Annotated in this window: 12 protein-coding genes; 5 read left to right on the top strand and 7 right to left on the bottom strand. The window is 47.5% G+C overall.

The features are described 5' to 3' along the window. Positions 1-45 precede the first annotated feature (45 nt). On the bottom strand, positions 46-936 hold the full coding sequence (locus GXP69_RS15750; RefSeq protein ID WP_163916060.1) for an EboA domain-containing protein: 891 nt from the start codon (positions 934-936) through the stop codon (positions 46-48). Between the two features lie 269 nt (positions 937-1,205). Between GXP69_RS15750 and mug the strand changes: the two genes are divergently transcribed. Then, on the top strand, positions 1,206-1,769 hold the full coding sequence (gene mug, locus GXP69_RS15745; protein WP_163916058.1) for a G/U mismatch-specific DNA glycosylase: 564 nt from the start codon (positions 1,206-1,208) through the stop codon (positions 1,767-1,769). 851 nt (positions 1,770-2,620) lie between these two features. Here mug and glgP read toward each other — a convergent pair. Beyond that, positions 2,621-4,273 carry an alpha-glucan family phosphorylase gene (glgP, locus tag GXP69_RS15740; protein ID WP_163916056.1) on the bottom strand — a complete coding sequence of 551 codons (1,653 nt, stop codon included), beginning with the start codon at positions 4,271-4,273 and terminating at the stop codon, positions 2,621-2,623. Positions 4,274-4,525: 252 nt separating this feature from the next. On the opposite strand from glgP, the gene GXP69_RS15735 reads away from it, so the two are divergent. Beyond that, positions 4,526-5,578 (top strand): transglutaminase domain-containing protein, encoded by a 1,053-nt coding sequence (locus GXP69_RS15735; protein WP_163916054.1) that lies wholly within the window; start codon positions 4,526-4,528, stop codon positions 5,576-5,578. Between the two features lie 109 nt (positions 5,579-5,687). Here GXP69_RS15735 and GXP69_RS15730 read toward each other — a convergent pair whose 3' ends face one another. Continuing rightward, positions 5,688-6,614, bottom strand: coding sequence for a macrolide 2'-phosphotransferase (locus GXP69_RS15730; RefSeq protein WP_163916052.1), 927 nt, complete (start codon positions 6,612-6,614; stop codon positions 5,688-5,690). A 691-nt stretch (positions 6,615-7,305) separates the two neighbouring features. On the opposite strand from GXP69_RS15730, the gene GXP69_RS15725 reads away from it, so the two are divergent. Further along, positions 7,306-7,929, top strand: a complete 624-nt coding sequence (locus GXP69_RS15725; RefSeq protein ID WP_163916050.1) for a DUF4403 family protein — start codon at positions 7,306-7,308, stop codon at positions 7,927-7,929. A gap of 116 nt (positions 7,930-8,045) precedes the next feature. Here the strand turns inward: GXP69_RS15725 and GXP69_RS15720 are convergent, their stop codons facing one another. After that, positions 8,046-8,945, bottom strand: coding sequence for a hypothetical protein (locus tag GXP69_RS15720; RefSeq protein WP_163916048.1), 900 nt, complete (start codon positions 8,943-8,945; stop codon positions 8,046-8,048). Between the two features lie 410 nt (positions 8,946-9,355). Beyond that, positions 9,356-10,135, bottom strand: a complete 780-nt coding sequence (locus GXP69_RS15715) for a bestrophin-like domain (RefSeq protein ID WP_163916046.1) — start codon at positions 10,133-10,135, stop codon at positions 9,356-9,358. A 229-nt stretch (positions 10,136-10,364) separates the two neighbouring features. Between GXP69_RS15715 and GXP69_RS19110 the strand changes: the two genes are divergently transcribed. Continuing rightward, positions 10,365-10,538, top strand: coding sequence for a hypothetical protein (locus tag GXP69_RS19110; RefSeq protein ID WP_235925768.1), 174 nt, complete (start codon positions 10,365-10,367; stop codon positions 10,536-10,538). 3 nt (positions 10,539-10,541) lie between these two features. Further along, complete coding sequence (locus GXP69_RS19325; RefSeq protein ID WP_317164603.1) at positions 10,542-10,850, top strand: DUF6644 family protein; 309 nt, start codon at positions 10,542-10,544, stop codon at positions 10,848-10,850. Positions 10,851-11,012: 162 nt separating this feature from the next. On the opposite strand, the gene GXP69_RS15705 is transcribed toward GXP69_RS19325, so the two are convergent. Then, positions 11,013-11,627: a c-type cytochrome gene (locus tag GXP69_RS15705; protein WP_163916044.1), complete on the bottom strand. Its 615-nt coding sequence runs from the start codon at positions 11,625-11,627 to the stop codon at positions 11,013-11,015. 355 nt (positions 11,628-11,982) lie between these two features. After that, positions 11,983-12,828 (bottom strand): hypothetical protein, encoded by an 846-nt coding sequence (locus GXP69_RS15700; protein WP_235925766.1) that lies wholly within the window; start codon positions 12,826-12,828, stop codon positions 11,983-11,985. Between the last annotated feature and the right edge of the window lie 580 nt (positions 12,829-13,408).

Raw genomic sequence — 13,408 nt, 5'->3', positions numbered from 1 at the left:
TTAGCGTAAAGGGTTTGGTTCGGGGTGAAATGTTATAGTTGGGTCTTAGGCCATGATAGCTTTCTGGCTAATCTGGCTCCAGTCGAGCTGACCTTCTGCGATCTTGTGCTTCAGTAGCGGGTGTTCTTCTAAAAGCGCCTGTGCTTCAGGGTAGTTACTTTGTGAACAAGCCAGGGCAGCGGCTTCCTGTTCAACCTCATTCTCGCTGGTAAAAATCCGTTTGATATCTGAAACTATAGTTTGGTTGATGTGCGGACCCACCGGGCGCCATAGTTCGGGTGTTACGGTGCGGCCGGCAGCCCAGCGCTCATGTGCGTAATCCGATAGCATACGTGCCAGTTCTGGGTTGCTGCGCTCATCTAATCCGTAAATTTTGTTCAGCGATTTACCCGTGAAGATCGTTTTCAGCACCATCTGGTTCCAAGCGGCTTCTGTGAAATTTTCGGCAGGGTAAGGGTTGTTCAGCGCGATGGCTTCGTACACGTTTCCCATGTTCGTCCGGATGCCTTCGGTGGCCTGGTATACAAACTTCTCGGGGTGCGGCAGCAGTGGCAATGCTGCGTATAAAGCTACCAGTTCGCCCATATCGGCATTGCCAAAAAGCTTTAGTATCGTTTTGCTGTAGTTATCGGCATTTTCCGAAGGCAGGCACAGCAGCAGTATCGTTCTGGCTATTTGGTCGGTGGTCCAGTTGCCGGGGTTAAAACCTTTGCGGAGCTGATTTGCCTGCTCCAGTTCTTCTAAAGTTGAATTTAATGGTGCTTTGCCCACATAACGCGGGGTAGCACTAAAGGGTAAGTATAGTTCCTTGCCGGTTTCAGATGCCTGTACCAACTGTTTTTTCTCCAGAAGCCAGTTGAGCGCCTCAGGAGTAGCTTGCGTTGCAAGTAGTTTTTCCAGAAATGCGATGATCCTTTGTAGAACTATACTATCCACAGTCTTCTTGGTTATGTAACTACGTTTTTGCCGGTTTTACCCATAGCTTTCCGCATTTTTGCATGCAAACAGCAGTATGTAAACTATAGCTTCCAGCTATATTTGAATTTCACTAAGTACGGCTTCTGTAGGAGAAGGTTAATCTTAAGCACTATAGTTACGCCCCGTGTTAAACCTGTGAACCTGTACTTGCTGTAGATATACATTTGGTTTAAGTTGCGTAACTCACTTTCAGCGTGTGTTGATTACATTTAACCTGCATATTCAGTATGATAAAACCCACAAAAGCCGACCTGGCCGCAGCCCGCAATACAACCATCAGCGATGTGATCTCGCCAGAACTGGATGTGCTTTTCTGCGGGATAAATACCGGCTTGTATTCTGCAGCAACCGGGCACCATTTTGCACGACCGGGCAACAGGTTCTGGCCTACGCTCCATCGTTCCGGTTTCACACCTGTTTTGTTCTCTCCCGATCAGGAACTGGAACTGATCTCTCTTGGTTACGGCATCACAAACCTGGTCGACAGAGCTACTGCCACTGCAGATGAGCTTGAAAAAGAAGAACTGCATGAAGGTGGGAAACGACTCCTACGTAAGCTGCAGGTTTTTAGGCCAAAGGTACTGGCTGTGCTGGGTATATCTGCTTACCGTACTGCTTTCAGCCAACCCAAAACTACATTAGGCAGGCAACCTGAACTGTTGGCCGATACTATAGTTTGGGTGCTACCCAATCCCAGCGGCCTTAATGCGCATTTTCCCCCCGTAAAACTGGCAGAAGTTTTTAGAGACTTTCGCGAAGAACTCATTTCTACTGGAATTATAGAAGGGTAGTGGGTTTGATGATTGTAGTATGAGATAAAAGGGTTCATAAGGAATATCGTTTGTTATTCTGAGCAGAGTCGAATCTTTTTGTCCTATAGTTGCTTCTTTGTCATCCTGAGCATTCTTGAGACGAGAGTCGAAAAGAGCCAGCGTAGCTGTGAAGGATCTTATTTGTCTTATAGCCAATTCTAGTAGCTGAATTGACACAAGCAGTTCGTGCTATAGTTACTTCTGATCCTGGGAGCTCTACCTGCCTATCTTTGCCATAGTTGCTTTGGTGCGCTCACGGCCGCGAGGCCCCGTCTTCGGGCATCGCGCTGCTGCCTTCTTGCTATCCTCGTACCTCGCAATGCCTGGCGGCACCAGAAATCTACAAGGCGCTCAACCCAAAGACTGTGATCACTTCGATAGCTACAGCTATAGTTTAATTGATCAACTATAGCTCGTAGCCTTTCCGCGGTAGTAGTTCCGTGGGACAGGCTGCGCCTGCCTGCTCGTAGTCTGTAACTATAGAACTATAGTTCGAACTGTAGCAGTAGTTGAAGTCCCCCTTTGAAGGGGGTAGGGGGATGACTCACGCCAACTATAGAACTATAGTTAAGCAATAGCAATGTCAGGGTTCCCCTCCTTAGATAAGGAGGGGCAGGGGTGGTTTGATAAAAGTAACTATAGAACTATAGCCCTAACTAGAAACGGTTAAAAACTCCCTCTCCTGTTTTGGAGGTAGGGGCCCTCGATAAAAGGAGAGGGCTGGGGTGAGGTAAACCCTTTAATCTCGGATCAGATAATCAATCACTGGTCCAAAAACAAAAAGCCCGCTCTTTTGTGAACGGGCTTTTGGATACACTATCTATATGCTATTAGTAATTATACAGCTTCTCGTAATACTCGTGCGCCATGCGGTCAGACCCGAAGAAAGGAAGTACATCGTACATACCCTGCTTCATGATTCTTACCCAGCGGTCGTGATTATAGTAGTAGGTTGGAATAATATCGTTCTCCAGTATGTGAAGGAGGTTTTTGTGATCTTCTGTATCCTGGTGATGAGTCGGAAGTGTTGTGTCTACAATTGGTAGAATAAAGCTGTTTTCGCCGTGGCGGGAGAACTCCGGTAGCCAGCCATCCTGCACCGAAAAGTTAACAGAACCGTTCATGGCAGCCGTCATACCACTTGTACCAGAGGCTTCACGCGGACGACGCGGTGTGTTCAGCCACACATCAGAGCCCTGTTTCAGCTTGCGCGATAGCTCCATTTCGTAACCTGTAAGAACTGCCACGTTTGGCTGCTTGATAGATAGCTTAACCAGTTTGTTGAATGTACTCACGGCGCCTTCATCGAACGGGTAAGGTTTACCTGCCCAAATTACCTGCACCGGGTGTTCAGAATTATTTACAATCTCCAGGAAACGTTCCAGGTCATGCGACAACAGGTCTGCGCGCTTATAGGCGGCAAAGCGGCGGGCCCAAACTATAGTCAGTACCTCCGGATTAAACAGTTTTCCGGTCTGGTCGGCTACGATCCGGAACAACAAGTGCTTCATCTGTTTTTTGCGCTGCAGCAGAGCCTGATCGTTGCCCGACTGCAGGGCATCCCACAGGTCATCGTCGGTCCAGTAATGGGCGTGCTGTGCGTTGGTAATGGAAATGATCTCGCAGATGCCTTCGTTTTCGTGCCACATTTGCTTGGCTACTTCGCCATGCAGCTTCGATACTCCGTTCGATACCTTTGATAGGCGCAGGGCAGCAAGCGTATGGTTAAACAGGTGGCCTTCTATACGGGTTAAACGACGTACTTCTTCCAGAGGTGTGCCATTGAAAAAGCTCATCCGATCCAGAAAATGGATGTCGTGCTCTTCGTTTCCTGCTTTTTCGGGTGTGTGTGTCGTGAATACCATGTGCTCACGCACTTGTTCTACGCTACGGTATTTTTCCAGCAGCCAGAAAGCAAGTGGCAGGGCATGTCCTTCATTCAAATGGTAAAGGTCGGCACCGCCCAGGGCCTCTACTACTTTGCCGCCACCAATGCCCAGCACAATACTTTGCGCAATACGGGTACTTTCTTCAGGGTCGTACAAACGGTGGGTAATGGTGCGTGCCAGGTAATCATTTTCCGGGATATCTGTGGTCAGGAAATACATGGGCACCGTGCCAAAAACTTCGGGCTTCAGTACCAGGGCTTTTACTTTTACCGGGTGGTTGTTTACTGAAACTGTTACGGTAATGTCTGTTTCTTCCAGAAAAGTATAGTGTTTCTCACTGAACTGCGAACGCATGGTCTGGTCGTCGTTACGTACCTGGTCGTAATAGCCGTATTTCCACAGCATTCCGATACCAATCATGTTCTGCCGCAGGTCGTGTGCACTGCGCATATGCGAGCCAGCCAGAAAACCGAGCCCGCCAGAATATATTTTCAGAGGCTGGTCTATGCCATACTCCATACTGAAGTAAGCGACACGTTTATTGTATTTTTCGTCAATATCGTATGGGTGATACCACCTGCTGTATTGTTTCATATGCTACTATAGTTTTTTGTGTAACCTCAGGCAAATGCCTATAGTTTCCTGCATTCACCATAAACCCCGAATCGTGCTTTTATCCCTTACTTTAGTTATACAGAGCTGCTGTAAATTATGCATTTTAATTTTTCCGGTATTTTCAGAAACATCCTTTTGTATACTCCTATACTGCCGGGTGGTTTTCAAACGTTGTAAAGGAACCAGATAGCGTATGATTTTCTTTTACCGGATAAATGCTTTCGTAAGTACATGTTTCAAGCCCTTCTTCACCTTGCCAGGCGGCAGTTCAGCATCTTTATAATTGCCTGTTCTATAGTTGCGATACAGCCGGCTATGGCTGGTAATAGCCTCCCCGATAATAGCCGGATGCAACAACTGGACCAGTTTGCGCATAAAACTGACCCGCGGTATACAACCAGTGTACCGCAATTGGCAGCCTACCTGAGCAAGGCCGCTGCAACCGATTATGAGAAAGCACGCGTGATCTTTGCCTGGATCGCAAAAAATATCCGCTACGACGATAATGGCTTTAATACCGGAAAGGTAATGGATGCATCGCCTGAAGCTGTGCTGAAGTACAGACGTGCTGTTTGTGATGGGTACGCCCGGCTCTTTCAGGCATTAGGCGAGGAAATGGGACTGGACGTAGTAAAAGTGAGCGGCTATGCCAAAGGGTACGGATATGCGCCAGGCAAACGCTTTCCGAGAACAAACCACGCCTGGAACGCCGTGCGCCTGAACGACCGCTGGATGCTGTTAGACCCGACCTGGGCCGCAGGGAGCGCAACCACAGCAAACGGCAAGCTGAAAACCATTTACCGCTACGATCCTTACTGGTTTGATGTAGAGCCACACGCTTTTTTGTTCAGCCACCTTCCTGTAAAGCCGGAGTATCAGTTTATTCCGAAACCAATTACGCTGGCCCAGTATGAGCAATTGGCTTTTGTAGAAGCTTCGATATTCAGGTTGGGCGCAAACGGTGCCGATGTGCTGTATAATCTGTTGAAAGGCAAGTTAAAATCGCTGCCCAAAACCTGGAAATCGGACCTGGATGTACAACTGGCTGATGTGCCCCTGGAAGGCAGACTAACACCGGGCCGCAACTATACATTTGCCATTAAAGCTGCCGATGATGTAGAGCTGATCCTGAAAAACGGTAAGAACTGGCATCACTTCGAGCCGAAAGGAAATGTGCATATGCTACAGCTGCGCCCAGTAGACGGCGATGTAGCGATCATGGCCCGCAAGAAAGGCACAAAGGTAAACTATAACTACTTCCTGGAATATAAAGCTGTTAAGTAAGAAACTATAGTTTACCTATATCGGCAAAAAGAGCACTATAGTTGTAGATGCTTTAATACAAAGGCGCAGGTTTACTCCCTACGCCTTTGTCATTATAGTTCAGCAAAGTTTAGCTGCTGATACCAAGAGCTTCTTTTGCCATAGGCAGATACACATCGGTACCTGATTCCAGGACAAACAAGCCAATGTTTACCCCGTAGGATGCATGACGCTGCTGTATGTGTTCCAGCATACGAGGCCACACTTTACCGCCAGCCTGCTCATAGGCTTCCAATACTGTTTTTGTAGTTTGCTCCCCGAATGCTGCCAGCAGGGCCACAAAATCAATGGCCGGGTCGCTTACTTCGGCTTCAGTCCAGTCGAGCAGGCCGTTAACTGTACCTGTATTGTCGGTAAGAATATGGGCAGCCTGCAGATCGCCGTGCACAAGGCAGGAGTGGGCTGGCCAGTAGCTGTCGTCATGTAGCCAGGCTTGCCATTGTTGCCACAGTTCTTCGGCTACGCCTATTTCCCGCTTAATGCGCTGCATCTGCAGCTTCAGGTTCTCCCGTACCAGCTTTGGTTCGCTGATTTTTAGCCCGCACTGCTGTGCAATTGCTGTATTAGTAGCGTGTAAGGCAGCGATGGCTTTGCCAAGTGATGCGATGAATGTTTCGGGCAGGTTCTCGTGGTCCAGGTTCCAGATATAGCATTTCTGTTCCATATCGATGTTAGCTACCGGAGTGCCTTCAAGTCGCGGATAAGTGATCAGTTCCGGTTCAAATAGCTGCCAGTCGGGTACCGAAAAGGCCTGCATATCCTTCAGCAAAGTCAGTACTTTTTGTTCGTTTCGGGCGCGAGGCAACACATCGGCTCGTCTTGGCACGCGCAGTATCCAGTCCTGGTTGTTGGTGTCTTTTGCATGGATCACCTGGAAATCAAGGCCGGTTTCGTTGTACTCAAAGGAGTCGGGTTGCAGGTATAGTTGATGCGTGGCGGCCATCGCACAAATTGCTTCCGGTGTGGCCGGTGCTTTTGGATTTATATCTTCTTTCATGATTACATTCTTTAGTGTTCAGAAAATCGTCCTCCGTTTCTCTTGCTTGTTAAGGCAATGAAACTATAGTTGCGCCTGCCTGAAAGTTAAATACAGGACACAGCGGCTTAAGGACTTAAACTATAGTTTGCAACAGGAAGGGGACTGCAGAATAGAGCGCAGAAAATGAAAGGCAGAAACTATAGTTTGTGCCATACAGGATTTCCGCAGCCCCGGAGGCTTACAGGTATAGTTGCAGTAAAGAAGTAGTGTAATTCATGATCAGGTTTTGCTGACTTTAAGTAAAGATAAGCATTATACGGCTATGCACTATAGGTGTATTCGCAATTTTAGATGTTGTGAACTATAGTTGGGCAGGGAAGAGGAGCTGAAGACCTGATTCATAAGGATACGCAATACAGCAAAAGAACAGTGCTACTTACAATAAATATAACCAGCATACGGGATGCCTGCGTAAAGCCGGAGAATTATAAACTATAGACCCGAACTGGAGTATGAGCTTACGATCCGGAAAATGTAAGGAAAGCATTTCTTGCTGTTTTGATTTGCCCTGCCATTCATCTGTGCTTACCTTTATAGCATCTTTAAACCTGGAGAACAGGCTTCGCTCAAATTCTTTAAACGGGCACCTCTCTTCGATACCGTATTATACCGACCGTTGATACTTTCCGGTCTCCTCTAAACAAATTCTATGGAAAATACTTTACAACTGAATATACCCATCACGGTTTCTTATTCCGCCCTGGAGCATGTGCTGAAACAGCAGCTTATCGGGATGTACATTCCCAAGCCTGAAGAAGGCGTTGCAGCAAACCCTTACGCGCAGGTGCTGGACGTGGGGATAGCGGGGAGCAGTGCCGGCAGCTATAACCTCCTGTTACGGGTGCAACTGAGCATACTGCGCACGGTGCTCAAACGGGATCAGGTGGATCTTTACGCCTCGGTGGCGCTGGCTTACGACAATGCTACCCAGCAGCTTTATGTGCAGCATTTCTCCATGGAGTCTGCTACATCAAGTGGTTTTTACAACACGGCACTGCAGGTACTAGTGAATAAAGTTGCCTATAACCAGATCATCGAAAAGGCCAGAATAGACCTGAGCGCAATAATTGCGGCAGAAATGGAAAAAGTAAACAGCCAGCTGGGTCAGGGTTTAGAGCTGAAAGGATTGAAACTGAAAGGAACTGTAGAAACAGTTACAGTGCAGGACATCACTCCAAAACCAGACGGACTTTCTCTGCGCTTACTGGCACAAGGCAACCTGGAGGTAGCCATACAAGACCTGGTCAGCCTTATGCCTTCCAAAGCACAGTAATTTCTGATACCTGACTTGGCGCCTGAACCAGAAAGTGAACAGTGTATAGAACAGAAAAGGTAGTGCCTCCGTTAAGCAAGGAGGCACTACCTTTTTAGTGGTTTAGATTATCTTCTCTATTTCCAGCTGGCCCAGATGCTGCAGTGGCCGCCATTATCGGTTGCCGTAATTGTTGTCTGCACACCCGAATAGGCCGCATTCATGACAGAGCGTGGAGAGAAATGCAGTTTGTTGTTGCTCACCGTTGCGAAAGCTTTGCCGAAATGCCCCTGGCTCAATCCGTGGCCTGCTTCGTGCAGGGCAATTGTCTCTATATCATAAGTGCTTCCGTCGTTCCATAAAAATCTATCGTTGTAATAAATCTCTCTGAACGCCACGTCTGCTTTACCGTTACCGTCAATATCGGATTCGTTTCCGTTTTCATCCAGGTAAATAATAGTAAAGGTTACACCGAGTATAGATTGTGCTCCGTTTGGTGCAATTGCGTTAAAGAAGGCGGCAGGTAACCAGCCGGCATGCACTATATCGGCTACGTAGTTATAGCTACCTCTTAAGCCAAGCAAAGCCGCAACAAAACCAGTTGCTCTGCCATCCGAAGCTATTTTGGTTATATCCAGCGAAGAGCAGGTAGATGCATCCCAGGTGCTCATGGCTCTGTCGATAGCTGCTTCCGAAATGGCAGCAGAAACATCCAGCGATGGCCGGTTATTATCTACATAATACGTTATGGCTGTTGTCCCGTCCTCGCTGTATTCCTGCAGAAAATGTGCATCCAGTTGCTTGTTTCCGCGATTATTGAAGTATACCACGTTGCCCAGTGTGTTGTCTTCGCCGGCAGTAATATACTCCGCTTTCAGTACGGCATAGTTACCATGCCGTAGTTCTGCCTGCATCAGGTTTTCGGTGGACGCTGCCAAAGGCTGTGCATCCATTTGTGTGTCTTCTAGCTGATCCTGGCACGAGAATGCTGCTGTTGCCAGTAGTGTGACTGGTAAGATTTGTTTTAGGTATTTCATAATATAAACTTTTGGTGAAACGCGTCCGGATGTCCTGCCAGAGATTAGACCTCAACTGGTTCCGGCCGGAACTTGCGAGGTAAATTAGCATTGGTGTTGCCTGAACAGGATCAGCTTTACATAGGTACTATATATGAATATAGGTCTCAAAAGTTTAACTATGCCAAGTTTTTATTGGTCGATGTAATGCAAAATCGGGTGAGTGGAGTAATTGCTACCCGTGAAAGGAAGTTTGCTCTAAAACGATTCTATAGTTTCATTTCCAGGTCAACAGAAATCAACGGAAATATATCCAGGCTTCTACATATTCCTGATCAGTAAACTCTCTCAGAATAGTTATTCTTACAGCAGGAGCATGAGAAACTGCGTGAAATAAAGGGGTACCCGTCGAGCGGTTTCGATGAAGACGCTTAATCTTTTTTAAGACGCTCCAGGCTGTGCTGGTCTACTTTTACGATGCCACGCATGGGTCGGTCCAGGTCGATGATGATGAAAACAACCAGGCAGATCATAAAACTCAGCAAAGCGGATGGCAGATTGATGCGCCGCTGGCCTAGTCCGCTTCCATATCCGATCAGGGCTCCCGACATGATAAACACAATGAACAGCAGGTACAGAATTACTTCCGGCACATGCATCGCCAGCAAGGCGTTGCGCTCGTTATGGGCAACTACAACACTGTTCAGCGCCGTGATAAAATAGCCCGTGGTTACCGGGTTCGGGTCTATGCGTGCTGCCTGCACAGCTTGGTCCCAGATGCTGCGCTGCAATGCTTCGGTTTTGTCGGCAAGTGCCTCCTGTTCCTGTACCATAGCATAATTCGTGTTACTGATGGCCAGCCGCAGGTCGATGTATTTCTGCAGTTGGGAGCGGGTAAGCGAATCGTAAGGGGAAGGGAGCAGGTGCGTACGCATAAGGGCTGTGGCGATGGCATTGGCTTCATTTATAACAGCTTCGCTGCGGTTGTTATACGTTTGCAACGACATGCTGAAGGCAAAGCCAAGTATAAGCGCCAGCAAACCCAGCGTGCCGGCCTGTATGGTATTGGTCTGCGCTTTTACATCTTTATCGGTTTTGCGCTGGTGATGGCGGCCGAGCCGGTAGCCCGCTTCCTGGGCAAGCAGAATTAATACAAACAAAATGACCACAATCAGGATGCTGTTGTACTCATATAAATACTCTTTCGTCATACGCTGTATATTTCTCTGATCCTGAACCAGCCAGCCGCAGGCACCTCTGAAACGGCTAAGCACTATACGTTTTTTTCCGGGGGATAGGGGTAAAGTTTGTACGGCGAAACTATAGCCTGCCAGCCCGGCGATTCGGTGCGGGTAGTAGGGTATCTGCCTAAAGAAGTAAAAGATGAGATGGGAGCAGAACGGACATATGTAGGCGATAAAATATAGAGTTACGGTAACCGTGACAGGTACTCTGGCCGCAATAGTGCAAGGGGTGGAGGACTCTGCGTTGGCCAACCTTATCCGGCAATCTTGCTGGCTTTACCCTTTACTGGAGATTGTGTATATTCTGGGCATTGTGCTGTTGGTGGGTGCAGCTTTCCTGATCGATCTGCGCTTGCTGGGCTTTTCCTGAAAGCTGCCTGTCCCGGCCCTGGGGCAATATCTGCTTCCGTGGTCCGGAAAAGGCTTATACCTGATCATTCCTTCCGGATTGCCTCTGTTTAGCACCAACGCAGTGGCCCTGGTAAACGATCCTGTTTTCTACATAAAGCTCATCATACTGATAGTGGGTGCTTTAAATGCTGGATTCTTTCATCGGTTTCTTGCTCCTTCATCACCAAAGTGGGAACACGACTACATACCCCGCTCCGCCAGAACTGTAGCCCTGTGTTCTATAGTTGTGTGGGTGATAATGATTGCCTGCGGACGATTACTGACATATTAACTCATATCCAGAGTTAAGCTATAGTTGCAGCTATAGTTCCTCAAATTGGCAGACTCCTTATTTGGTGTTACAAATCCAAGCAAGGTCCAATTGGCTAATATGATGCACTATAGACAACCTGAATAGCAGGCTTTACCTGGTTTATCCAAACAAACTATAGTTTTACTTACCGTGTGCGGCAGTTACCGGAGGTTGTGCGGCGGGAACAATATTCCGGATGGGCTTGGTAGATTTGAGGTAAGCGAAAATGGCTTTCAGCTCTTCGTCCGTCATGTTCCTGTACATATCCCAGGGCATAGGAGGCAGCAGCGACCGCGAATTTTCCAGGCCTTTGTACTTGCCCTGGCGAATGGCTGTGAAGAACTGCTTTTCAGTCCAGTTGCCGATACCGGTAGCGTCTGATGTTAGGTTAGCCGCATACGAAATTCCCCAGGGTCCAACCCAGGCAGTCAGTGTATTGGTTACGGCCAGGCCTTTCTGCTCTACCTCTTTGCGGTTCACATCCGGAGGGGGCATATCGGCAGGGTGCCCTGATAAGGCGCGGGAGTAGTCTATCACCGGCCCTTTGTCCGTCATTTTTTTAGGCGTATGGCAATCGTGGCAGGCTGCGATCATTACCAGGCGTTCCCCAAGCTTGATTTGTTCCTGGTTGCCTTGCAGAACTGAAGAGGTAACTGCGGGCTTCGTGCCTTTTTCAGGCAGATCCTTTAAGCGTGGTGTGGAAAGTATCAGGAAAGAAAAGAACAGGAGAGAAGAGATCAATAAATAAATTTTCATAGTTGTAAGGTTTTGGTGGATAGCGCATGTAAAGTGTACTACCTAATTTACCTATAAACTATAAGACTAAGAACAATAAATTGGATTACTATGTGAACGGGCTGGTGTCTTGTGTTAAGGTTCAAAATTTTGAAATAAACCGTTCGGCTGCTTCTCTACTTACTGCTATAGTTTAGCCACTGGCACCGGAAATAAAGGAGAGGAACGCAGGCCAGTACAGGATTTAGTGGCTATTGGGAAGTAGAGAGAAGTATGTTTTAAACTCTTTCACTGGAAGCAATGCAGGAGAAAAGTAAAAGCAGCTTTACCACTAAAGTAAAACAGCTTTTAAATGTGGAAGTATAGTTGGCGGTTATTAGTAGGAATAAGTAGTTACAAAAGCCGGCACGTTGGGATGCGACTGTAGTTTTGTGAACCTTTGGTTTGGCATACCCGGCTCGTGGTAGGTATAGGAATATAGTTCTTCGTCGCGGAAGCCCGGATTGTTCTCAAATAGCTTTATGCCCGGCAGGTAAATATCACTCTCAGCATAAGGCGCCGGGTTTGGTTTGTTATCATAGCTTCCCCACCGGATAACCATCGGACGACCCAGGTCTTCTATCTTGTTACTTGTCGACCAGGTCACTACAATTTCTGTCAGGTTTCCGTTTGCATCGTACTTGTACTCATCAATACCCAGAATCCCTTCATTTGAACGTGCATAGCTCATGGTCGTCTTTTTTACAAGTTTGTTGCCACTGTACTCAAATTGGTAGCGGTAGTTTACCAGGTTCTCGCCGTAGTAACGAACAGCCTCCACTACCTTGTCGCCTTCATAACTATAGATCAGGTAGTTGCCACCACTTTTAAAATTGAGCCTCACTGGTTTATTTCCCTCATAATCAATTGTATAGCCCAGGTAGGTCAGGTCGGAATAGCTTAACTCAACCAGCCGGTTTTGCGCGTCATACCTGAAACTCTTTGTGCCCAGCTGTTTCAGCAGGCTGTTGGTTGTAACAGGCGGAGGAGTAGTGGGATTGCCAGGCGGTGTACCGGGAGGCTGTGGCGTTGTTGGCGTGGTCGGAATTGGTTTTCCAGTAGCCGGTGATCCCGGAGTGGTAGGCAGAATATCCTCCTTGTCGCAGGAAGAGAAAGTTAGTAAGGTTAAACTCAGCCCGGCTAACAGCACGAACTGGTTTAGGTTAGAGATAAAGTTTTTCATAGGTTTATTTGTACTTTGTAAGTCGGTGTCGACAATTTATATGCCAGTTTTATATATAGCCTCATTCTATCTTCTAAGCCAATCAGGCAGCGTTTACCCGCATTAAACCTGTCCATTCCCGGACAGGCTGTGCACGTTACTGTACTGTTTTGTAGCACCTTAATTATGATGTTCAGGATCTGTATTATGAGAGATAGTTTATCTCTGTTCCTATAGTTTATCTATAGTTATGGATCAGCTGTTTGAACCCACCCCAACCCCTCCCGAGAGGGGAATTACTACCTTTCCTATAGTTGATCCTATAGTTCTATAGTTTCAAATCATGAGCAGGAAGGCGCAGCCTGCCCCTTGGAACTACGACCACGAAAAGGGTACAGAACTATAGACATAGAATCAAACTATAGCTGTTGCTATCGATTGATTTCAGTCTTTGGGTTGAGCGCCTTGTAGATTTCTGGTGCCGCAAGGCATTGCGACGATAGGAGCAAAAGAAATGTACACCGCGCGATGCCCGAAGACGGGGCCTCGCGGCCGTGAGCGCACCAAAGCTAGATTGAAACAATAGGCAGTAAAGCTCCCA

The organism is Pontibacter burrus (genome assembly GCF_010686685.1).
Classification (GTDB): Bacteria; Bacteroidota; Bacteroidia; order Cytophagales; family Hymenobacteraceae; genus Pontibacter; species Pontibacter burrus.
Note: the sequence above shows the minus strand (reverse complement) of the source record. Positions and strands in the feature narration are given on the sequence as shown.

Bases quoted from the DNA above. Each gene is read 5' to 3' on its own strand.
- GXP69_RS15720 (WP_163916048.1), bottom strand. From the start codon at position 8,945: ATGAAATACCTAAAACAAATCTTACCAGTCACACTACTGGCAACAGCA.
- GXP69_RS15705 (WP_163916044.1), bottom strand. From the start codon at position 11,627: ATGAAAATTTATTTATTGATCTCTTCTCTCCTGTTCTTTTCTTTCCTG.
- GXP69_RS15725 (WP_163916050.1), top strand. From the start codon at position 7,306: ATGGAAAATACTTTACAACTGAATATACCCATCACGGTTTCTTATTCC.
- GXP69_RS15730 (WP_163916052.1), bottom strand. From the start codon at position 6,614: ATGAAAGAAGATATAAATCCAAAAGCACCGGCCACACCGGAAGCAATT.
- GXP69_RS15735 (WP_163916054.1), top strand. From the start codon at position 4,526: ATGTTTCAAGCCCTTCTTCACCTTGCCAGGCGGCAGTTCAGCATCTTT.
- GXP69_RS15715 (WP_163916046.1), bottom strand. From the start codon at position 10,135: ATGACGAAAGAGTATTTATATGAGTACAACAGCATCCTGATTGTGGTC.
- glgP (WP_163916056.1), bottom strand. From the start codon at position 4,273: ATGAAACAATACAGCAGGTGGTATCACCCATACGATATTGACGAAAAA.
- GXP69_RS15700 (WP_235925766.1), bottom strand. From the start codon at position 12,828: ATGAAAAACTTTATCTCTAACCTAAACCAGTTCGTGCTGTTAGCCGGG.
- mug (WP_163916058.1), top strand. From the start codon at position 1,206: ATGATAAAACCCACAAAAGCCGACCTGGCCGCAGCCCGCAATACAACC.